Below are 19,389 nucleotides of genomic sequence, written 5' to 3' on the forward strand. Positions count from 1 at the left end.
GCACGTTCTCCGGTACAGTGCATCCATGTTCTCTCCACATGACCGAGGACCGGAGCGCCGGTGACCAGCCCGAGCGAAGAGCCAGCCTGGAAGCAGCGCGCCGTCGAGCGCTCGTTACGGACCGCGAAACTGCGCGCCGAACAGCGCGTTCAGCGCTTCCTCGACGCGGCGCAGGCCATCATCACCGAGAAGGGCAGCACCGACTTCACCGTGCAGGAAGTCGTCGATCGTTCACGTCAGTCGCTGCGCAGTTTCTATCTGCAGTTCGACGGCAAGCACGAGCTGTTACTCGCCCTTTTCGAAGACGCGCTCGTGCGCACCGCCGATCAACTGCGCGCCGCCGCCGATGCCAAGGCCGATCCGCTGCAGCAGCTGCGGGTGACCGTCGAGCTGCTGTTCGAACTGTCCCGACCCGATCCGGCCGCACAGCGCCCGCTGTTCACCGACTTCGCGCCACAGCTGCTCGTCACGCATCCGGCGCAGGTCAAGGTCGCGCACGCACCGCTGCTCGCACTGTTCACCGAGCTGATGGAGCAGGCCAAAGACGCCGATCAGCTGCGTTCGGACGCGAATCCGCGGCGTACCGCGGCGATGGTCATGCAGACGGTCATGTTCATCGCGCAGTCCACCGGCGGCACTGACGAGGAGACCGTGCACCCGATCACCGCGACCGAAGTCTGGAACTTCTGCGCACACGGCTTCACCAAGGATTGAGAATATCATTCTCAACCACGAAGAGTTTCACTTACACTCGGGGGCATGCCCGACCTCTGGAATGATCTTCTCGGCTGTCTCGACCTGACCGCTCGGCCGTCCCTCGACGACGAATCCGTCTTCGAGGGACGCAATCAGCAGCTCGAGTACTACCGCGTTTTCGGCGGGCAATTGCTCGGCCAGTTCATCCGCGCGGCCGATCTGACCTGCCCGGAGAAATCGGTCAAGTCACTGCACGCATTGTTCCCGCGCGAAGGCCGAACCGATGAGCCGATCCGCTATCGGGTGCGCCGTCATCACGAGGGCCGTTCCTTCGCCACCGTCACCATCGTCGCCGAGCAGAGTTATGGGATCGTGGCCACCGCATCGGTGTCGCTGCACGCGGAGGCGGAGGGGCCCGAGCACCAGAGCGTACCCGCCGTGCCCGCATTGCTGAGCGCCGAGCACAAGGTGACGTGGGACTTGCTGCCCTGGGAAACCCGATCGGCCGTCGATCTCGACGACACCGCTTCGGGCCCACCGGAATTCGAGTTCTGGATGCGGACGCCGGACATCGATGCGCGGCTGGCCCCGGCCATAACTGCCTACGCCACCGATCTCAACCTCATCGGCACCGCACTGCGGCCAATCGACGGTGTATGCCAGCGCGGCAACGGCACCGCATTCCATTCGGCAGTGACCTCGCACAGCATCTGGTTCCATCGACCGTTCCGCACCGACGAGTGGCTGCTGCTGCGTCAGCACAGCCCGCTCATAGCGGGCAGCCGCTGTTTCGGCCGCGGCGATGTGCTGACCGACAACGGCCGGTTGGTCGCCTCGTACGCGCAGGAAGCCATGGTGCGCTTCCCCTCCGAGCTCGGGTGAAGACGTGGTCGTGAATCGAATGGGGATCAAGAGATCTGCCGACGCACCCGAAAACCGGCCGCACCGGGTGGTGCAGTGGGCCACCGGCACCATCGGCGCGCGCGCTCTGCGCGGTGTAGTCGAGCATCCGAAGATGGAGTTGGTCGGCCTGTTCGTGCACAGTGCGGACAAGGTGGGGCGCGATGCCGGTAAGTTCTGCGATATTCCGGCCACCGGTGTGCTGGCCACCGACGACATCGACCAGATCATCGAACTCGACGCGGACTGCGTGCTCTATATGCCGCTCGTGTTCGACGCGCAGGCGGTGATCCGCCTGCTGACATCGGGCACCAATGTGGTGACAACGTGCGGCCTGTTCCATCATCCGGCGAGCATGGATCCTGTTCTGCGCCAACATGTTCAGCAAGCCTGTGCACTCGGCGGCACCTCCATCCACAGCACCGGCAGTAGTCCGGGTTTCATCACCGAGGCGGTGCCGCTGGTGCTGTCCTCGATCCAGCGCCGACTGGACCGGCTGATGATCGACGAGTACGCGGATCTGTCGCAACGCGATTCACCCGCCATGCTATTCGACGTCATGGGTTTCGGGCGTCCACCAGGTGATTCCGACGCGGCCCGCGCGCAACATCTGGCCGCGAGTTTCGGACCGTCACTGCGGCTGGTCGGCGACGCACTCGGCCGGCCGCTGGATTCGATCGAGGCATACGGCTCGGTGGCGGTGGCACGCACAGTCACCCGGATTGCGGCGGGCACGATCGAGCAGGGAACCGTTGCAGCCCAACGCACTACGGTTTCGGGCCTGGTGGCAGGCGAACCGGTGCTGACCTTTCGCGCCAATTGGTATTGCACCACCGATATCGAGCCCGACTGGGACCTGCGCGATACCGGATGGCACATATCGGTGGTCGGTGACGCGCCACTGGAAGTCGACCTGCGCTTCCCGATTCCCTTGGAACAAATGGCGGCCGTATCCCCCGCCTATACCGCCAACCGTGCGGTCAATGCGATTCCCTCGGTCTGTGCCGCCGAGCCCGGGATCCGGTCGACGCTCGACTTACCGCACATCACGGCCGTTCTCGGCTGAACGGTCGTCGACTCCAGAGCCCATCGGCTCGGTATCTATTGTCGCAAGGGTAATTCGCGGTCATCAGCCAGTGATGTCGGCCAGCAGCGTGTCTACCCGGGCCCGCGCTCGCGTGGCCACGCCGTCGCCGGGAGCCACGTGGACACGGCCGGCTTCGATCGCGGCGATGGCGGACTCGGCGACCTCGCGCGGGGACAGGATTCCGCCGCGGGCGCCAGCGAGGGTGCGCATCGAGGGGGGCGCGCCCACCGGCAGTTCGATCGCACCCAGTGCGGCGGAATTCTGTCCGAGCGGGGTGTCGACCAGTCCCGGGCACAGCACGGTTGCGCCCAGCGCGGGGGCTGCCTGCTTCAGCTCGAGGTCGAGCGTCTCGGTCAGACCGACCACCGCGTGCATGGTGCCGGTGTAGGGCGTGCGGCCGGGCAGCGGTGCCAGACCACCGGAGGAGGCGGTGTTGAGGAAATGGCCGGCGCCCTGGTCGATGAGCAACGGCGCAAATGCCTTGACGCCGTGGACGACACCGAGGATCTTGATCCCGATCATCCGCTGCCAAGTGGCCGCGTCCTGCTCCCACAGCGGCGCGGCCGGGCACACCACACCGGCGTTATTGCAGACCAGATCCACCCGGCCGTAGGCATCCATGGCGCGCTCGGCCAGCGCGCGCACCGATGTCTCATCGCTCACGTCGGCCACTACGGCGGTGATCTCAGCGTCGTGCAATGCTGCCGCCGCCGCGATCAGGCCGTCCTCGCGGATATCGGAGATGACCAGCCGTACGCCGCGCGCGGCGAGCGCCTCGGCCAGGCCGTAGCCGATGCCGCTCGCACCGCCGGTGATCACAGCGACCTGTCCCTCACGTATCAGCATCGGGCTACTCCTCCTTGCCGGGTGGGGTCGAAACGCCGTCAGAGGCTGAGAACCGATGCCGCCGCGGTACCGGGTGCCCCATAGACCTGGGCGTAGCCGACTCGGGGATTACCCGGCACTTGACGCTCGCCCGCCTGGCCGCGCAACTGCAGCACCAGTTCGTAGACCTGTCGGATACCGGAGGCGCCGATGGGCTCGCCATTGGCGATGAGGCCGCCATCGGTGTTCACCGGCAGGCGGCCGCCGATCTCGGTCGCCCCCTCGGCGAGCAACTTCTCCTGGTCGCCGTCTGCGCAGAAACCGTTCTCGGCCATATGGATAACCTCCGCACCCGCGTCGGTGTCCTGGAGTTGGATCACGTCGACATCCTCGGGGCCGATTCCGGACGCCTCGAAGGCGGCCCGCGAGGCGTACACCGTCGGCGAGACGTCCTCGTCGATGGCCGCCCAGGTGCTGTGCACCTCGTACGCGCCGTAGCGACGCGTACGGATCGCGGTCGAGCGCAGGTATACCGGATTGCTGGTGTAGCGGTGCGCGATATCTCCGCGGCACATGATCACAGCCGCGGCACCCTCGTCGGGCGAGCAGAACATGAACTGCGTCAACGGATAGTTCAGCATCGTCGAGTTCAGGATCTGGTCTTCCGGAATCGGCTTGCGCCGGAAGGCGTTCGGATTGAGCGCGCCATTGCGGAAATTCTTGGCGGCGACCTTGGCCAGGGTGCGCTGGGAGATGCCGTGCTCGTGGATGTAGCGGTTCGCCTTGATCCCGAAGAACTGGGTGGTGACGAACTGTCCGTTCTCCGCATACCAAGCGGGCAACCCGAGCTTGGCCGGATCGTCGGTGAACGCGCCGCGGGGATGTTTGTCCATGCCGACCGCGATGCCGATGTCGTATCGTCCGGACCGGATCGCCTCCGCGGTCTGTTCGATCGAACTGGCCGCGGTGGCACAGGCATTGAACACATTGGTGAATGGGATTCCGGTGAGCCCGACGAGCCGGGTCACGGCATCGGGATTGCTGACCTCATAACTGCCGCCGAAGCCGAACTGGATGTCCTTCCATTCGACACCGGCGTCGGTCAGCGCCAATTGGATTGCGTCGGCGCCCATTTCGATGGCCGACTTGGCGAAGCGGCCGAACGGGTGCAGGCCGACGCCGATGATGGCAACGTCGTTCATGTCAATTCTCCTCGATAGCCGTACTTCAGGCCGGTGCGAAAGCGACCGTGACGACGTCGTTCCCGTCGTCGTCGACATAAAGGGGGACGAAGGCCAACTCGACATCCATCCCGAAGCGCAGCTCGGCCGGATCGGCCACGGTCAGCCGGGCCTCCACCCGTACGTCATCGCCCAGTTGCACCAGACCGATCCCGAACGACTCGAAACTCTCGGCAGACTCCTTGCCCGCGTACGGCAGTTTGGGGACGAAGCCCTGGGTGGTCCAGGCCACGAGAGTGCCGCGGCGGGGCAGCAGCCGTTCGGACATGTCGGGGCCGCTGCACCTGGGGCAGCGTGCTTGTTTGGGCCAGGTGACCGCGCTGCACGCGGCGCAGCGGCTGCCGATCAACTGCGGATTCTCCGCCGGCCACGTCGAGACATCGGGCGCGAGGGCCTTTGCCATGCCGTCCTCCATCAGATGGAAATGTCATTCTCATAAGATGTATACGCTATTTCCGGCGAAATGCGAACCAGTCGCTCCGCTGCGGTGTAGGCGTCCAACTGTCCGGCCGCGACCGAGTCCGCCAATGCCGCCAACGCCGGATCGGTCCGCAAGCGGGTCTGCGCCAGCGACAGGATCTGCGCGCGTGCCCGCGCGGTCCGCCGGTCGAGGGTGTCGGCGCGGTGGTGCGCGTCGATCGCGGCCACCAGCTCGGTGACCCCGACGCCCTTGGCCGCGACCAGGGCGAGGATCGGGGCGTCCGACTCCTGATGCAGGTCCCGTACCGTCTGGTCGGCGCCCTCCCGGTCGGCCTTATTGACGACCAGGATGTCGGCGACCTCGAGCAGACCTGCCTTCGCGGCCTGAATCGCGTCTCCCGCACCGGGATTCAGAATCACCAGGGTGGGGTCGGCGATCGCGGCGATATCGATCTCGGACTGCCCGACACCGACGGTCTCGAGCAGGATCAGCTGGTGGCCGAGCGTCCCGAGCAGGCGGATGGCGGCGGGCACCGCTGCCGCGAGACCGCCCAGATGGCCGCGCGTGGCCACCGAGCGGATCAGGACGTCGGGATCATTGATGTGCTGCGCCATCCGAATTCGATCACCCAGCAGCGCACCGCCGCTGTACGGCGAGGACGGATCGACCGCGAGCACCGCCACCCGCAGGCCCTGCTCTCGGTAGGCGGCCACCAGTGCCGCGATCGTGGTCGACTTCCCCGCGCCCGGAGGGCCGGTGACTCCAATGACCCGAACCGGGGCCGCGTCGAGCAACGCGAGCACCTCGTCGCGCTGTGGTCCCTCGACCGCGCTCAGCAACCGCCCCGTGGCCCGCACCGATCCGGCCCGCGCGGCGGCGATGAGCTCCGCAATGGTTCCCACGCGCTAGGGAGCCGGAACCTCGATGACGGTGGCCGATCCCATCCCGCCACCCGCGCACAGCGCCGCGATTCCGAAACCGCCGCCGCGACGGCGCAATTCGTGCACCAGCGTGACGATCATCCTGGCTCCGGTGGCAGCGACCGGATGGCCGAGCGAGCATCCGCTGCCGCTGAAGTTGACCCGATCGGGATCGATATCGAGGGCCTTGGTCGCCGCGATCGGCACCGAGGCGAACGCCTCGTTGATCTCGTACAGACTCACCTCCGACAGCGAAATACCCGCCCGCGCAACCGCCTTGGTAATCGCCTCGATCGGTGCCAGCCCGGTGTCGTGCGGATCGACGCCGACCGAGGCCCACCCGCGGATGATGCCGAGTGCGGGCAATCCGAGCCGGTCACTGGCAATGGTCAAGGCCGCGGCACCGTCATTGGAGCCCGACGCATTGCCCGCGGTGATGCTGAAGCCCTCGATCTCCGGGTGCAGCACCTTCAATCCGGCCAGCTTTTCCAGACTGGTGTCCCTGCGCGGGTGCTCATCGACCGCGAACAGTCCGTGCGGAGTGTCGATCGGCACGATCTCCTCCTCGAGCCGGCCCTCGTCGATGGCGGCGATGGCATTGCGGTGCGAGCGCAACGCCCACGCATCCATCTCCGCGCGCGAGATTCCGGACGCCACCGCCGTATTCCACCCGACCGTGATCGACATGTCCAGGCACGGCGCGTCCGGCCGATCCGGATGGCTCGGCGCGACCCACGGGTCGATCCATTCGTCCGCGCCGACCCGGAAACGCACACGTGGTGCGGTGGATTCGGAATTCACGCCACCGGCGATGACGAGTTCGTCCATCCCCGCCCGGATTCCGGCGGCCGCGGTCTGCACGGCGGCCATGCCCGCAGCACAGTGCCGGTTGTGCGCCACACCGGCGACATTGGTCAACCCGGCGGTGATCGCCGCGTGCCGGGCCAGTACGCCGCCGCCGTAGCGGCCCTCGCCGAGGACGACGTCATCGATACGGGCCCGGTCGAGCCCCTCGGCGGCCGCGGCCACCACATGCTTGGCCAGGTCGAAGGCATTGGTATCGCGCAGCGTGCCCTTGCGGGCGGTTCCGATCGGAGCGCGCAGGGCGGACACGATGACAGCTTCAGGCATTGGTGTTCTCCATTTCGGTGACGAGGTTGCGGCGCAGCAGTTTTCCGGTTTCGGTCTTAGGCAGTTCGCGGCGGAACACAATGGTGTCGGGCGTCTTCGACGACCGCAGCCGCGTGCGGACCCACTGTTTGATCTCCTCCGGCTCGCCGACTCCGACGAGCACCGCGACCAGGCGCTGCCCCCACTCCGGATCCGGCACCCCGATCACCGCGGCTTCGGTGATGCCCGGATATCCCAGCAGTACGTCCTCGATCTCGGCGGGCGCGATGTTCTCGCCGGCGCGGATGATGGTGTCGTCGGCGCGCCCCTCGATGAAGAGATAGCCGTCGGTGTCGAGCCGTCCCAGATCCCTTGTGGGGAACCAACCTTCGGCATCGAGTGCGCTGCGGCCGCCGTATTCACCCGAGATCTGCTCGCCGCGAACGAATACCAGCCCGGCCTCCCCCGCCCCGGCGGGCTCACCCGATTCCGCCCGGATCTGGATCTCGATCCCTGGTAGCGGCTGCCCCACGGAGCCGAGTCGATCGCGGACGGCCGGATCGTCGGATCCGAAGGCCGCGCGATGATCGTCTGGTCCGAGTACCGCGATCGAGGACGCGGTCTCGGTGAGTCCGTATGCATTGACGAAGCCGGTATCCGGGAACACCCGCAGCGCGTGCTCGAGCACCGGGCGCGGCGTGCGCGAGCCGCCGTAGGCGAGGCTCGCCAGCGTCGGCACACCCGCGTCAGCGCCGTCGACGGCTGCGACGATGCGGGCCAACATGGTCGGCACGAGCATGGCGTGGGTGATCCGTTCGCGCCGAACGGTTTCCAGCCAGCCGGACGCGTCGAACGCCGCGAGATAGACCACGCGGCGGCCGGAGTAGAGATTCGACAGCAGGTTCGTCAGGCCCGCGATGTGGTAGGGCGGCACCGATACCAACGCCGCATCCGTCTCGTCCGCGGCGCCGAACTCGACGGTGTTCAGCAAGTAGGCCATCAGATGCCGATGCCGCAGCAGCGCCGCCTTGGGTTCGGAGGTGGTGCCGCTGGTGTAGATGATCGCGGCGACCGCATTGCCATCCCATGGCGCCTCGAGTTCGGGCCCATCGGTGTTCTCCTCGACCAAGGTGTCGAGGTCTTCGGGCCGCAGCACCAGCGCCCCGGGATGACGATCCAGCAGCATGGCCAACTGCTGTTCGCCGAGCCGATAGTTCAGCGGCACGAATGGCACCCCGGCCAGCGCCGCTCCGAAGAGCGCGACCGGATAGGCCAGGTGATTCGCCCCCAGATACAGCACCGCGGGGTGCCGCTGGAACCGGACGGCCGCGCGACGCGCATTGCCGAGCAGGGCGGCGGCGGTCAGCGAGCGATCGCCAACCGTGATCACGGTCCGATCGCCCGCCGATGCGGCCATGTCTAGGATCATGCTGATATTCATGAGAACATTATTCTCTCCATAGGAGAGTGTTAGTTGCAAGAGAGGATTGCGATATGCAGATCAGTGGGAGCGCTGCCATCGTCGTCGGCGGCACCGGCGGACTCGGCGAGGCCACCGTGCGTCGCCTGCACGCCGCCGGAGCGAAGGTGGTGGTCGCCGATGTCGCCGACGACAAGGGCAAGGAACTCGAGAAAGAACTCGGCATCCACTACGTGCACACCGACGCGACCAGTGAGGAGTCGATGCTCGCGGCCATTGCCGAGGCGGAATCCCTTGGACCGCTGCGAATTTCGGTAGACACCCATGGCGGCCCGGCCACCGGCGGCCGCCTGGTCGGCAAGGACGGCTCGCCACTGGCACTCGACGGTTTCCGCACCACCATCGAGTTCTACCTGACCGCCGTATTCAATGTGCTGCGCCTGTCGGCTGCGGCCATCGCCAAGACCGAGGCACTGGATGAGGGCGCCCGCGGTGTCATCGTCAACACCGCCTCGATCGCGGGGTACGAGGGCCAGATCGGCCAACTCCCCTATTCGGCTGCCAAGGGTGGCGTCATAGGCATGACCCTGGTGGCGGCCCGTGACCTGTCCCCGCTCGGCATCCGGGTGGTCACTATCGCACCGGGCACGGTCAACACACCCGCCTACGGCAAGGCCGCCGACCAGTTGGAAGGCTACTGGGGACCCCAGGTGCCCTTCCCCAAGCGGATGGGCCGCTCGGTCGAATACGCGCAGTTGGCTCAGTCGATCATCGAGAACGACTACCTCAACGGTGAGATCATCCGACTCGACGGCGCACTGCGCTTCCCACCGAAATGAACGGGCAGCCGCACCTTGGTCTGGGCTCGCCACTCAGCGGCAAGGTCGCATTCGTCGCCGGCGCTAGTCGCGGTATCGGCGCGGCGATAGCCGCCGGCCTGGCCGGTGCCGGTGCGGCGGTGGCCGTCGCCGCGCGCTCGGAAACCGAGGGCAAGCTGCCGGGCACCATCGGTTCGGTCGCCGACCGGATCACCGCCGCGGGCGGAACGGCACTGCCCGTGGTCTGCGATGTCACCAGCGAGGAGTCGGTCGAAAACGCCGTGGCCACAACAGTTTCCGAATTCGGTGGCATCGATATCCTGGTCGCCAATGCGGGCGTGATGTGGTTGGGTCCGATCGAGACCACACCACTCGAGCGCTGGCAGCTGTGCATGAACGTCAATCTGACCGGCGTCTTCCTCGTGACCAAGGCCGTCATTCCGCATCTGAAAGCCCGCGGCGGTGGCTCACTCATCGCGATCACCACCACCGGCGTGGATATGATCCGCGGCGCCAATGCGTACTGGGTATCCAAGGCCGCAGTCGAACGCCTCTACCTCGGTCTGGCCGCGGAACTGAAGGAAGACAACATCGCGGTCAACTGCCTGAGCCCGTCCCGAGTGGTATTGACCGAAGGCTGGCAGGCCGGAGGCGGTGGCCAGGAAATTCCAGCGAACATGGTCGAGCCGCCGGAAACGATCGCCCGTGCCGCGGTGCTGCTGGCGAGCCAGGACGCCGCCGGTATCACCGGCACGGTGCAGCGTTCGGAAGTGCTGATTCCGAGGGGCTGATCGGCGCGAGGGCCCCGAAGAAGCATGGTCTTCGGGGCCTTGCGCGGACCTCGACACTTGGCGGCATCGGCACGGAAACTCTCGCTCTGGAACAAGATCCTCGGCTGCGCCGGGCGGTGCGCAACGACCGGTAGACGCGTGCGACCGATGCGAACACCAATGGCCTTCTGCGCCAGTACTTCCCGCAAGCTACAGTCGGGATCGTCACGATGTGCCCGCGCGGCACCCCGCCGTTGGTGAACGGTCCGAGCCAGATTTCGTAGCTGTCGGTGTCGATCGCGCGGTGGAATCGTTTCACGGCGGCGGCATAGGTGCTGTTCGGTGCTGGATACGTACGGACCGTGTCGGTGCGATGCATGAACAGGCCGACCGCCGTCATGGGTCGTAACGAGCGCTCCCCCGATCAAGCCGAGGGTCAATCCCCCAGGTGAGGGCCCGACCGGCTGCCGGCCTGTCGGAGTTCGCCGTATCCCGGGCCGGCGTCGGTATCGTCATGGCCTCATCATGTCCCACATATCTGAATCTCCCACGTGATGGACAGGAGGCCGAGGTGGCCGAAACGACGGTGGCCGAGGTGATGGCCGAGCTGGCCGCACTCGAGGACCCGAGGACGCGCGTGGTGAACGAGAAACACGGTGATGATCACGGTGTGAACCTCAGCAAGCTGCGCGCGCTCGCGAAGCGGCTGAAAACGCAGCAGGAACTCGCGCGCCAGCTCTGGGAGACCGACGACACCGCGGCAAAACTGCTGGCGACCCTGATCTGCCGCCCGAAGGCGTTCGAGCGTGACGAGTTGGACGTCATGGTGCGCGAGGCGCGCACACCCAAGGTGCACGACTGGCTGGTGAACTATGTGGTGAAGAAGAACCCGTACGCCGAAGAGCTGCGCCTGTCCTGGTTCGCCGATCCGGATCCAGTGGTCGCGAGCGCAGGCTGGGCGTTGACCACCGAACGCGTGGCGAAGCAGCCCGAGAGCCTCGATCTCGCAGGACTACTCGACGTCATCGAGGCACAGATGAAAGACGCCCCGGATCGCCTGCAGTGGGCGATGAACCACTGCCTGGCTCAGATCGGGATCGAGCACGCCGAGCAGCGGGCCCGTGCAATCGACATCGGTGAGCGCTTGAAGGTGCTCGAGGACTACCCGACTCCACCGAACTGCACGTCTCCGTTCGCGCCCATCTGGATCACGGAGATGGTGCGCCGACAGCACGACAAGTAGGAAGCTCGCGCTCGCGACCTCCGTCAGAACGCGGCAACACGATCAACGGACCGAGATCATTTCTGGGATCACACAATTCCGACGCAGCCCCCGGTAGCTCCGTCGCTAGCCGACGACTGGGCGCCAGCGCCGCGGTCGGGGTGTCGCAGATCCGCCGACACAGCAGCCCGTCCTGACAAGCGACACCGATACGTGTCACCGCGCCGACAACCCACAGATTGGTCAGCTGATCAGGTGGAAACGGTGGCGGCATCGCCCGAGAGGAGTGCGCCGCCAGTTCCACGTGATCACCTGTCCAGTAGTGCATCCCGGATGTCATCAGCCGAATGGGGCATCAGGTGAGTCCTCGAATTGCCCATCCGGTGGCGCCAACGAGATGTAGTCGATGCGAATCGCAACGCCCTGCTGCTTTGGCGGGGCGAATGTCGGCGGCACGGTGCGCGGTATCGCTCATTCGTAGTCAACGGTGATGGAGTCCGTATCCGGCACGGCCTGACAGGTGAGGACATACCCCTCGGCGAGTTCGTCGTCGGTCAGGGCGTCGTTGCGGCGCAGGGTGGCATGGCCTTTCGTCACCTTGGCCATGCAGGTGGCGCAGTTACCTGCCTCGCAGGAGAACGGGGGTGTGAGACCGGCGCGGCGGGCGCTGTCGAGCAGTGTTTCGCCGTCCTTGCGCGGAACCGACTTCTTCTTGCCGTTGAGAATGATCGTGACTGTGTGGTCAGTGGTCGCGACGGGGGTGGTCGCAGTGGGGGTTTCGACGGCCGCGACGGAGGGTGTGGCCGTAGGGGTTTGGACGGCTACGGGCAGCACCGGAGCCGGTGCGCCGAATCGCTCACTGAACACCAGACCCGGTCCGGGCACAGCGTTCTCGACCATCTCCATGAAGGCCTCGGGTCCGCAGATATAACTGTCGCCGCCGCCGTCCGCGCCGACGAAATCGCGGATCGCGTCGGGTGTCAGGAAGCCCCCGTCGGCATCGAGGTGACGGACCACCTCGAGCCGCCCCGGATAGCGGTCGACCAGTTCCGCGAGCACGGCCTCGAAGATCACCGACTCCGGATCACGGTCCGCGCATAGCAGCCGCACCTTCCTGGCGGTGCTCGCCAGCGCGCTCTTGGCCAGCGACAGAATCGGCGTGATGCCGCTGCCGCCGCTGAAACCGAGCAGCGGTAGTTCGGTGGAACGTAAGCAGAATCGGCCTGCCGCTCTCGTCAGCTCCAATTCGTCGCCCTCGACCACGTTGTCGTGCAGCCAGTTCGAGACCTGTCCGCCGGGCACCCGCTTGACCGTGGTCATCAGTTCGCGGTCGGTTTCCGGCGCACTCGACATCGAGTATGAGCGGAACAGGTCCCTGCCGTCCACGTGGACTCGGAAGGTGCAGAACTGCCCGGATTGATAAGCGATCGGCCCGTCGTGCGGGGCGAGCACATAGGTGCGCGCGTCGGCGCTCTCTTTAACGATCCGCGTTACGGTCGCGCGCTGGAACAACGGGGGTCTCGCCATGAACTGCCTCCTCCTGGTATTAAGATTCTAGTACAAGGAGAATTGTATTCTCTCCGACGAGACAGGATCTTCTCAAATGGGGTCGAACGACAGCCACCGCGGTGCCGCCCCTGCCGCTACCGCGCGCACCGAACCGGTCGCGCTCGCGTTCGAGTACCGCGAGTACACGCACGGGCAGTTGGAGCGGCTGGCCGCGGGTCTGGCCGTGGAATTGGTCGGGCGGGGCGTGCGTGCCGGGCATCGCGTCGCGCTGATGTCGTCGAACCGGCCGGAATTCGTGGTCGCCGTGCTGGCGACGTGGCGGTTGGGCGCTACACCGGTCCTGATCAGTCCGGCATGGAAACGCGCCGAGGTCGAACATGCGCTGGCGCTGACCGGACCGGTGTACGGACTCGGCGATTCGCCGATATTGACCGAGCTGCTGCCGACCCGTCACCTCGACGACCCGATCACCCCGCTGACGCGCACGTTCGGGCGACCCGATCCGGAATCCGACGCGGTGTTCGTATTCAGTTCGGGTACTACCGGATTGCCGAAGGCGGTGCGGCACACCCACGCCTCGCTCGCCGCCGCGGTGCGGCACTGGACCCGGGTGCTGGAGTTGAACTCTTACGACCGCCTGCAGATCGTCACGCCGCCTACGCACATCCTGGGGCTGCTCAATATCGTCACCGTGCTGGAGGCGGGCGCCTGGATGCGGCTGCACCGGCGCTTCGATCCGGAACAGATGCTGCGGTGCATCGCCGAGGACCGGATCACCATCGAGATGGCTGTCGCGCCCATCGCTTTGGCACTTGCCGCGCACCCCGAGCTCGAGTCCTATGACCTGTCCTCGCTGCGCTTCATCATGTGGGGCGCCACGCCGGTCACCGCCGCCGTCGCCGAAACCGTAACCGCCCGAACCGGTGTCGGTTGGCTGCCCGCGTACGGAACCACCGAGCTGCCGGTCATCGCGTGCAGTCCGATCGGGGATGTGCGGTACGACAGCGTTGGAAAAGCAGCGCCGCAAGTGCAACTACGGGTTGTATCGACGGCGACCGGAGAACCTTTGGGTCCGGGCGAGATCGGCGAAATCCAGGCGCGGTCGCCATCACTGATGGCAGGTTATCTACCGGCCGAGGCGACCGGCGAAGCCTTCGACGACGGCTGGTACCGGACCGGTGATATCGGCCGAATCGACGCCGAAGGCTGGGTCCAGTTGACCGACCGATCCAAGGAAATGATCAAGGTCCGCGGCTTCCAGGTGGCACCCGCCGAAATCGAGGCCGTGCTGCACGGGCATCCCGCGGTGGGCGACTGCGCGGTGTTCGGCATCGCCGACACCGCTGACGGGGAGGCGATCGTCGCGGCAGTCTCGTGCACCGCGACGGTCACCGCCGACGAACTCATCGCACTGGTCGGCGACCGGCTGGCGGGCTACAAACGACCGCGCCGCGTGGTGTTCGTCCCCGCAATCCCGCGCCTGCCCTCCGGCAAGGTGTTGCGCCGAATTCTCAAGGAGCAGTATGGACGTTCGTCTCACGAGTGAACAGCGACAATTGCGGGACGCCGCCGCGAAATTGGCCGATGACCTCGGCCCCGGCTCGGTACTCGACCTCGACGACGCGGCGCGGGTCACCCGGCTGGAGAAGGCGGTCGACCAGACCGGCTGGCGCGCACTGCGTTCGGACGGCGCCTCCGGAGTCGAGGTGGCGATCGTGGCCGAGGAGTTCGGGCGCGGCCTGGTCGATGTGCCGTTCCTGGGACCGGTACTGGCCGACGATCTGCGCGGACCGGCCGACGACGATCAGCGCTGGACGGTCGCGGTGGCGGGCCGGGCTCTCGACGCGCACAGCGCCGAGCGCGCGTTGGTGATCGACGACGGACAACTGCTTGTCGGCCGCGTCGGCGCCGAACTGCCCGGTGCGGATCTCACCAGGCTCGACGCGGAGCTCACCGGTCGCCTCGACTTCCTCGGCGAACTGTCCGCCGATCAGGTGGCTCAGTGGCAGGCGTTGGCGCTGGTGGCCACCACCGCTGATCTGGTCGGTGTCGCGCGCGGCGCGCAGTCCCTCACCGTCGAATACGCGAAAGTCCGTGCGCAGTACGGCAATACGATCGGTTCGTATCAAGCAGTTGCGCACCTGCTCGCCGAAAGTCAGGCCCTGATCGAGGGATCGATCAGCGTCGCGCGCCATGCGGCCTGGTCAGTCGACGAATTGTCGCACGCCGAGTCGATGCGGGCGGCGCGGATCGCGAAGCTGTACTGCGCGCGGGCCGCACGAACGGTATGCGAGACCGCGATTCAAGTGCACGGCGGCATCGGCAACACCTGGGAGTGCCTCGCGCACATATACCTGCGCCGGGCCCTGACCTCGACCGAATTGTTCCCCGTCAGCCTGGAGGAGATCGACCTTGGACTTTCGTGACGCACCGCAGGAGGCCGAATTCCGGGACCGGCTGCGCGCCTGGCTGGGCGAGGTGGCCGGTACCTTTCCGACTTCGGGTGACGAATACTGGGCGCGCCAAGGCGAATGGCATCAAGCGCTGTACGCGGCCGGATTCTTCGGACTGTCGTGGCCGCGAGAATTCGGTGGCCACGACCTTTCGCCGGTCTACGACGTCATCCTGGACGAGGAGTTGGCGATCGCGGGCGCACCGCCGCGGCCCAGCCTCGGCTACCTGGTCGCTGGCCTCGGACGGCACGCGAGCAAGGAACTGCGCCAACGGTTCCTGCCCGGCATGATCAACGGCACCGAGCGCTGGTGCCAGGGCTTCAGCGAACCGGGGGCCGGTTCGGATCTGGCCGCGTTGACCACCACCGCGACGCGCGCGGGCGACCACTATGTAGTCAATGGCCACAAGATCTGGACCAGCTATTCCGATGTCGCCGACTGGTGCCTGCTGTTAGCGCGCACCGATCCGAATGCGCCACGACACAAAGGTATTTCGGCATTCATCATCTCGATGAAGCAACCGGGTGTGCGGCAGCGGCCACTGCGGATGATCAGCGGGGTGACCCGGGAATTCGGTCAGGTGGAATTCGACGGGGCGATCGTGCCCGCGGATCAACTGGTCGGTGCGCCCGGTGCGGGCTGGAAGCTGGCGATGACCGTCGTCGGACATGAACGTGAACCGTCCACATTGGGATTCGCTGCTCGATACGGAAAGCTGGTGCGCCAGTTGGCCGCTCGCGTCGAGGGCAAGGCGCCCGAGGAACTCGTCTGGGCGGCGGTGCAGACCGAGATGCTGCGCCTGCACGTCCGGCGCCGACTCTCCGAACAGCTCGACGGCGTCACCCACGGGCCCGACGGGTCGCTGGACAAACTGCTCATGACCTGGGCCGACCAGGCGGTCGGCCATGCGGCGCTGGCCGTCGGCGGCACCCGCGATCCGGAACTGCTCGGGTCCTACTTCTACAGCCGCGCACAGAGCGTCATGGGCGGTACCTCACAGATACAGAAGAACATCATCGCCGCGCGCATCCTGGGATTGGGAGTTTGAAATGTATGACATGCCAGCCGAAATCGACGTCCGCGCCGAGGGACCGGTCCGGATCATCACGCTGAACCGACCCGATGCCCTCAACGCCGTCAACGATCCGCTGCATAACGGGCTGGCCCGCTTGTGGCCGCGGCTCAGCGCGGACCCGCAGGCGCGGGTAGCCGTGCTGACCGGCGCGGGCCGGGCCTTCTCCGCGGGCGGCGATTTCACCTACCTCGAAGAACTCAGCCGCGACAGTGCGCTGCGCACGAAGACCATCGCCGACGGCCGCGACATCGTGCTCGGCATGGCCCGCTGCCGGATCCCGGTGATCGCCGCGGTCAACGGTCCGGCAGTTGGTCTCGGCTGCAGCCTTGTCGCGTTGAGCGACATGGTCTACATCGCCGAAACCGCGTATCTGGCCGATCCGCACGTGCAGGTCGGTTTGGTCGCCGCCGATGGTGGCCCGCTCACCTGGCCACTGCACACGAGTCTGCTGCTGGCCAAGGAATACGCGATCACCGGTGCGCGCATCCCCGCCGCGAGGGCACGTGAGATGGGCCTGGTCAACCACGTCGTCGAAGATCCCGTCGCGGAGGCGATGGCATGTGCTCAGCGGATGCTCGAACTTCCGCAGCAGGCAGTGGAAAGCACTAAGCGCGTGCTCAACCTGCAACTAGAGCGGGCCGTGCTGGCAACGCTCGACTACGCCCTGGCGGCCGAGGATCTGACGTTCCAGAGTGCAGACTTCCGTGCCAATATCGCCAGGTTGACCGCCAAGCACTGACGCGCGGCCGACGAAAGGGCGCCGCGCACCTTTTCCGGTGCCGCGCACGAATTCGCCGGGCGAAAGCATGCGTGGCGCGCAAATCGGTGCGCGGCAGCGGCAACCTTCAGGCTGCGGCCTCTTGGGCTATGGCGGAGGCGAAGGCGTCTACGTCGGGTTCGGTGGTGTCGAATGAGCACATCCAACGGACCTCGCCGGTGCGGTCGTCCCAGGTGTGGAAGCGGAACCGTTTCTGCAGTCGCTCGGTGACTTCCGGGGGCAGTATGGCGAAGACGGCGTTGGCCTGGACCGGCCGTACGATCTCGACGCCGGGCACTTCGGCGACGGCCGTTGCCAGCCGGGCCGCCATCGCGTTGGCGTGCTGGGCGTTGCGCAGCCACAGGTCGCCCTCCAGCAGGGCGACGAGTTGGGCCGACACGTACCGCATCTTGGAGGCCAGCTGCATCGACGCCTTACGCAGGTACGTCATGCCGCGCACCGCGTCCGGGTTCAGCACCACAATCGCCTCGCCGAGCATCAAGCCATTCTTGGTGCCGCCGAACGACAGCACGTCCACCCCGGCGTCGGTGGTGAACGCGCGCAGCGGCAGGTCGAGCGCGGCGGCCGCGTTGGCCAGTCGGGCGCCGTCCACGTGCACCAGCATGTCGCGCTCGCGCGCCAGCGCGCTGATGGCGGCGATCTCGCCGGGTGTGTAGAGGGTGCCGAGCTCGGTGCTCTGGGTGATCGAGACGACTTTGGGTTGGGCGTGGTGCTCCTCGCCGAAGCCCCACGCGTACCGGTCGAGCAGCCCCGGCGTCAGCTTGCCGTCGGGGGTGGATACCGGGATCAGCTTGAGCCCGGCCACCTTCTCGGGTGCGCCGCACTCGTCCAGGTTGATGTGTGCGGACTCCGGGCAGATCACCGCGCTCCACCGGTCGCACATCGCCTGCAGCCCAACCACATTGGCGCCGCTGCCGTTGAAGACCGGATAGACATCGGCACGCTCGCCGAAATGGTCCTCGACCAGTTCGCGCAGCCGTACGGTGTGGACGTCCGCGCCGTAGGCAGGTTGGTGGCCCTCGTTGGCGGCGGCCAGCGCCGCCATGATCTCCGGGTGCACGGAAGCGTTGTTGTCACTGGCGAAACCACGCAGTGGCTCGGACTCGGGAAAGGTTTCGCTCACTTATCCTCTTCCGTCAGCAGTGGGAAGGCGCCGTTCTCATCGTGGACCTCGCGGCCGGTGAGGGGCGGGTTGAACACGCAGACCGCGCGGAAGCGGGTGTGGGTGCGCAAAGTGTGATGCTGATGTGCGTCGACCAGGTACATCACCCCGGGCTCGAGACGGTGCTCTGCACCGGTCTCGGCGTCCACCAGTTCACCCCGACCCTCGATGACGTAGACGGCCTCGATGTGGTTGGCGTACCACATCTCGAGCTCGGTACCCGCGTCCACCACGGTGTCGTTCAAGGAGAACCCGACCTTCTCCTCGGCGAGCACCAGGCGACGGCTATTCCATGTGGGGCCCTTCACTTCTCGCTCGGTGCCGATGATCTCTTTCAGTGAACGGACGATCATGGAGTGCGTTCCTTTGTCTCGTGCGTTTCTGCGAACACTGAAATCATGGTTGCTGACGCGACATACCGACAGCGGCAGAAACGCCCCTGACCGCCAAGATCGCGCCATGCGCATCAGGACTTGCGGGCCAACATCGCCAGGCTCACAACAAAGGTCTCGGTGGCTTCGTGCCCGCGGCGGTGCTCGAATCGGCCGCTCGGCATCCGCTTGAATTCGGCGAGTCCGGGCTGGATCTCGGAGACACGTACCGCACTCGCGCGTGACGGCTCAGCGGGCACTCCGGTTGCCGATGTGGTCCGGAACTAAGGGGTGCTGAGCGCTGTGCTGGCAAACATCGACGCTTTCTGTCGACAATCCGGTGGGCAGCTGTGGGCGAGACCGATTGTGCCGGAAGGCTTTCACGAGGTGGAGCGGCACTACACTGGCCGTGCGGCGGCCCAACCTGAGCGCTGAGGCTTCGTGCTGGCCGCGACGCCGCCAACACAAAGCCCGCACTACCGCCGCCCTGGGCATCCACTCACCTGACTGCCCGGTGGTTGGGTCGGGAACTGGCGCGGTGTCGTGAGCGGTTGTAGGTGTGGAAGCCACTGTGACCGAACGGTTTTCCCGCTTGATCGTTCTTCTGCCCC

The 19,389-nt window shown here is 66.4% G+C and carries 20 protein-coding genes; 10 read left to right on the forward strand and 10 right to left on the reverse strand.

Going from position 1 to position 19,389, the window contains the following annotated elements; translation table 11 throughout:
* The first annotated feature begins 60 nt into the window (after positions 1-60).
* Genes AB0J47_RS10255 through AB0J47_RS10265 form a run of 3 tightly spaced genes read left to right on the forward strand, consistent with a single transcriptional unit; the run spans position 61 to position 2,662 of the window.
* A complete protein-coding gene (locus tag AB0J47_RS10255; protein ID WP_364342997.1) occupies positions 61-714 on the forward strand; it encodes a TetR/AcrR family transcriptional regulator in 654 nt (217 codons plus the stop codon).
* Between the two features lie 45 nt (positions 715-759).
* A complete protein-coding gene (locus tag AB0J47_RS10260; protein WP_364343000.1) occupies positions 760-1,578 on the forward strand; it encodes an acyl-CoA thioesterase domain-containing protein in 819 nt (272 codons plus the stop codon).
* A gap of 19 nt (positions 1,579-1,597) precedes the next feature.
* Positions 1,598-2,662, forward strand: coding sequence for a dihydrodipicolinate reductase (locus tag AB0J47_RS10265; protein WP_364343003.1), 1,065 nt, complete (start codon positions 1,598-1,600; stop codon positions 2,660-2,662).
* 63 nt (positions 2,663-2,725) lie between these two features.
* Here AB0J47_RS10265 and AB0J47_RS10270 read toward each other — a convergent pair whose 3' ends face one another.
* Genes AB0J47_RS10270 through AB0J47_RS10295 form a run of 6 tightly spaced genes read right to left on the reverse strand, consistent with a single transcriptional unit; the run spans position 2,726 to position 8,641 of the window.
* Positions 2,726-3,529, reverse strand: coding sequence for an SDR family NAD(P)-dependent oxidoreductase (locus tag AB0J47_RS10270; protein ID WP_364343006.1), 804 nt, complete (start codon positions 3,527-3,529; stop codon positions 2,726-2,728).
* Between the two features lie 38 nt (positions 3,530-3,567).
* Positions 3,568-4,710 (reverse strand): thiolase family protein, encoded by a 1,143-nt coding sequence (locus AB0J47_RS10275; RefSeq protein WP_364343009.1) that lies wholly within the window; start codon positions 4,708-4,710, stop codon positions 3,568-3,570.
* Between the two features lie 25 nt (positions 4,711-4,735).
* Positions 4,736-5,152, reverse strand: a complete 417-nt coding sequence (locus AB0J47_RS10280) for an OB-fold domain-containing protein (protein WP_364343012.1) — start codon at positions 5,150-5,152, stop codon at positions 4,736-4,738.
* A gap of 11 nt (positions 5,153-5,163) precedes the next feature.
* Positions 5,164-6,072, reverse strand: coding sequence for an AAA family ATPase (locus AB0J47_RS10285; RefSeq protein ID WP_364343015.1), 909 nt, complete (start codon positions 6,070-6,072; stop codon positions 5,164-5,166).
* A gap of 3 nt (positions 6,073-6,075) precedes the next feature.
* Entirely contained in the window at positions 6,076-7,221 is a 1,146-nt protein-coding gene (locus tag AB0J47_RS10290) for a thiolase family protein (protein ID WP_364343018.1), read from the reverse strand.
* Positions 7,214-8,641 carry an AMP-binding protein gene (locus AB0J47_RS10295; protein ID WP_364343021.1) on the reverse strand — a complete coding sequence of 476 codons (1,428 nt, stop codon included), beginning with the start codon at positions 8,639-8,641 and terminating at the stop codon, positions 7,214-7,216. The genes AB0J47_RS10290 and AB0J47_RS10295 overlap by 8 nt, the downstream gene beginning before the upstream one ends.
* A 53-nt stretch (positions 8,642-8,694) precedes the next feature.
* On the opposite strand from AB0J47_RS10295, the gene AB0J47_RS10300 reads away from it, so the two are divergent.
* From AB0J47_RS10300 to AB0J47_RS10310, 3 genes are all read left to right on the forward strand, one after another.
* Positions 8,695-9,459 (forward strand): SDR family NAD(P)-dependent oxidoreductase, encoded by a 765-nt coding sequence (locus tag AB0J47_RS10300; protein ID WP_364343024.1) that lies wholly within the window; start codon positions 8,695-8,697, stop codon positions 9,457-9,459.
* Complete coding sequence (locus AB0J47_RS10305; RefSeq protein ID WP_364343027.1) at positions 9,456-10,229, forward strand: SDR family oxidoreductase; 774 nt, start codon at positions 9,456-9,458, stop codon at positions 10,227-10,229. Before AB0J47_RS10300 ends, AB0J47_RS10305 begins: the two co-directional genes overlap by 4 nt.
* 550 nt (positions 10,230-10,779) lie before the next feature.
* Positions 10,780-11,451 (forward strand): DNA alkylation repair protein, encoded by a 672-nt coding sequence (locus tag AB0J47_RS10310; RefSeq protein WP_364343030.1) that lies wholly within the window; start codon positions 10,780-10,782, stop codon positions 11,449-11,451.
* 450 nt (positions 11,452-11,901) lie between these two features.
* Here the strand turns inward: AB0J47_RS10310 and AB0J47_RS10315 are convergent, their stop codons facing one another.
* Positions 11,902-12,957 carry a ferredoxin--NADP reductase gene (locus AB0J47_RS10315; RefSeq protein WP_364343033.1) on the reverse strand — a complete coding sequence of 352 codons (1,056 nt, stop codon included), beginning with the start codon at positions 12,955-12,957 and terminating at the stop codon, positions 11,902-11,904.
* A 76-nt stretch (positions 12,958-13,033) separates the two neighbouring features.
* Here AB0J47_RS10315 and AB0J47_RS10320 point away from each other — a divergent pair, with 76 nt between their 5' ends.
* The 4 genes from AB0J47_RS10320 to AB0J47_RS10335 are packed head-to-tail and all read left to right on the forward strand — an operon-like array spanning position 13,034 to position 17,206.
* Positions 13,034-14,485, forward strand: coding sequence for an AMP-binding protein (locus AB0J47_RS10320; RefSeq protein WP_364343036.1), 1,452 nt, complete (start codon positions 13,034-13,036; stop codon positions 14,483-14,485).
* Positions 14,463-15,365: an acyl-CoA dehydrogenase family protein gene (locus AB0J47_RS10325; protein ID WP_364343040.1), complete on the forward strand. Its 903-nt coding sequence runs from the start codon at positions 14,463-14,465 to the stop codon at positions 15,363-15,365. Before AB0J47_RS10320 ends, AB0J47_RS10325 begins: the two co-directional genes overlap by 23 nt.
* Positions 15,352-16,440 (forward strand): acyl-CoA dehydrogenase family protein, encoded by a 1,089-nt coding sequence (locus AB0J47_RS10330; protein WP_364343043.1) that lies wholly within the window; start codon positions 15,352-15,354, stop codon positions 16,438-16,440. The genes AB0J47_RS10325 and AB0J47_RS10330 overlap by 14 nt, the downstream gene beginning before the upstream one ends.
* A gap of 1 nt (position 16,441) precedes the next feature.
* Positions 16,442-17,206 carry an enoyl-CoA hydratase/isomerase family protein gene (locus tag AB0J47_RS10335; protein WP_364343046.1) on the forward strand — a complete coding sequence of 255 codons (765 nt, stop codon included), beginning with the start codon at positions 16,442-16,444 and terminating at the stop codon, positions 17,204-17,206.
* A 106-nt stretch (positions 17,207-17,312) separates the two neighbouring features.
* Here AB0J47_RS10335 and AB0J47_RS10340 read toward each other — a convergent pair whose 3' ends face one another.
* The 3 genes from AB0J47_RS10340 to AB0J47_RS10350 form a co-directional block, all read right to left on the reverse strand.
* A complete protein-coding gene (locus AB0J47_RS10340) occupies positions 17,313-18,368 on the reverse strand; it encodes a low specificity L-threonine aldolase (RefSeq protein WP_364343049.1) in 1,056 nt (351 codons plus the stop codon).
* On the reverse strand, positions 18,365-18,760 hold the full coding sequence (locus AB0J47_RS10345; RefSeq protein WP_364343052.1) for an ectoine synthase: 396 nt from the start codon (positions 18,758-18,760) through the stop codon (positions 18,365-18,367). The genes AB0J47_RS10340 and AB0J47_RS10345 overlap by 4 nt, the downstream gene beginning before the upstream one ends.
* A gap of 113 nt (positions 18,761-18,873) precedes the next feature.
* Complete coding sequence (locus AB0J47_RS10350) at positions 18,874-19,038, reverse strand: hypothetical protein (protein ID WP_364343055.1); 165 nt, start codon at positions 19,036-19,038, stop codon at positions 18,874-18,876.
* Between the last annotated feature and the right edge of the window lie 351 nt (positions 19,039-19,389).

It is taken from the genome of Nocardia sp. NPDC049737, assembly GCF_040674755.1.
Classification (GTDB): Bacteria; Actinomycetota; Actinomycetes; order Mycobacteriales; family Mycobacteriaceae; genus Nocardia.

Bases quoted from the DNA above. Each gene is read 5' to 3' on its own strand.
- AB0J47_RS10260 (WP_364343000.1), top strand. From the start codon at position 760: ATGCCCGACCTCTGGAATGATCTTCTCGGCTGTCTCGACCTGACCGCT.
- AB0J47_RS10265 (WP_364343003.1), top strand. From the start codon at position 1,598: ATGGGGATCAAGAGATCTGCCGACGCACCCGAAAACCGGCCGCACCGG.
- AB0J47_RS10270 (WP_364343006.1), bottom strand. From the start codon at position 3,529: ATGCTGATACGTGAGGGACAGGTCGCTGTGATCACCGGCGGTGCGAGC.
- AB0J47_RS10275 (WP_364343009.1), bottom strand. From the start codon at position 4,710: ATGAACGACGTTGCCATCATCGGCGTCGGCCTGCACCCGTTCGGCCGC.
- AB0J47_RS10280 (WP_364343012.1), bottom strand. From the start codon at position 5,152: ATGGCAAAGGCCCTCGCGCCCGATGTCTCGACGTGGCCGGCGGAGAAT.
- AB0J47_RS10290 (WP_364343018.1), bottom strand. From the start codon at position 7,221: ATGCCTGAAGCTGTCATCGTGTCCGCCCTGCGCGCTCCGATCGGAACC.
- AB0J47_RS10295 (WP_364343021.1), bottom strand. From the start codon at position 8,641: ATGAATATCAGCATGATCCTAGACATGGCCGCATCGGCGGGCGATCGG.
- AB0J47_RS10300 (WP_364343024.1), top strand. From the start codon at position 8,695: ATGCAGATCAGTGGGAGCGCTGCCATCGTCGTCGGCGGCACCGGCGGA.
- AB0J47_RS10305 (WP_364343027.1), top strand. From the start codon at position 9,456: ATGAACGGGCAGCCGCACCTTGGTCTGGGCTCGCCACTCAGCGGCAAG.
- AB0J47_RS10315 (WP_364343033.1), bottom strand. From the start codon at position 12,957: ATGGCGAGACCCCCGTTGTTCCAGCGCGCGACCGTAACGCGGATCGTT.
- AB0J47_RS10320 (WP_364343036.1), top strand. From the start codon at position 13,034: ATGGGGTCGAACGACAGCCACCGCGGTGCCGCCCCTGCCGCTACCGCG.
- AB0J47_RS10325 (WP_364343040.1), top strand. From the start codon at position 14,463: ATGGACGTTCGTCTCACGAGTGAACAGCGACAATTGCGGGACGCCGCC.
- AB0J47_RS10335 (WP_364343046.1), top strand. From the start codon at position 16,442: ATGTATGACATGCCAGCCGAAATCGACGTCCGCGCCGAGGGACCGGTC.
- AB0J47_RS10345 (WP_364343052.1), bottom strand. From the start codon at position 18,760: ATGATCGTCCGTTCACTGAAAGAGATCATCGGCACCGAGCGAGAAGTG.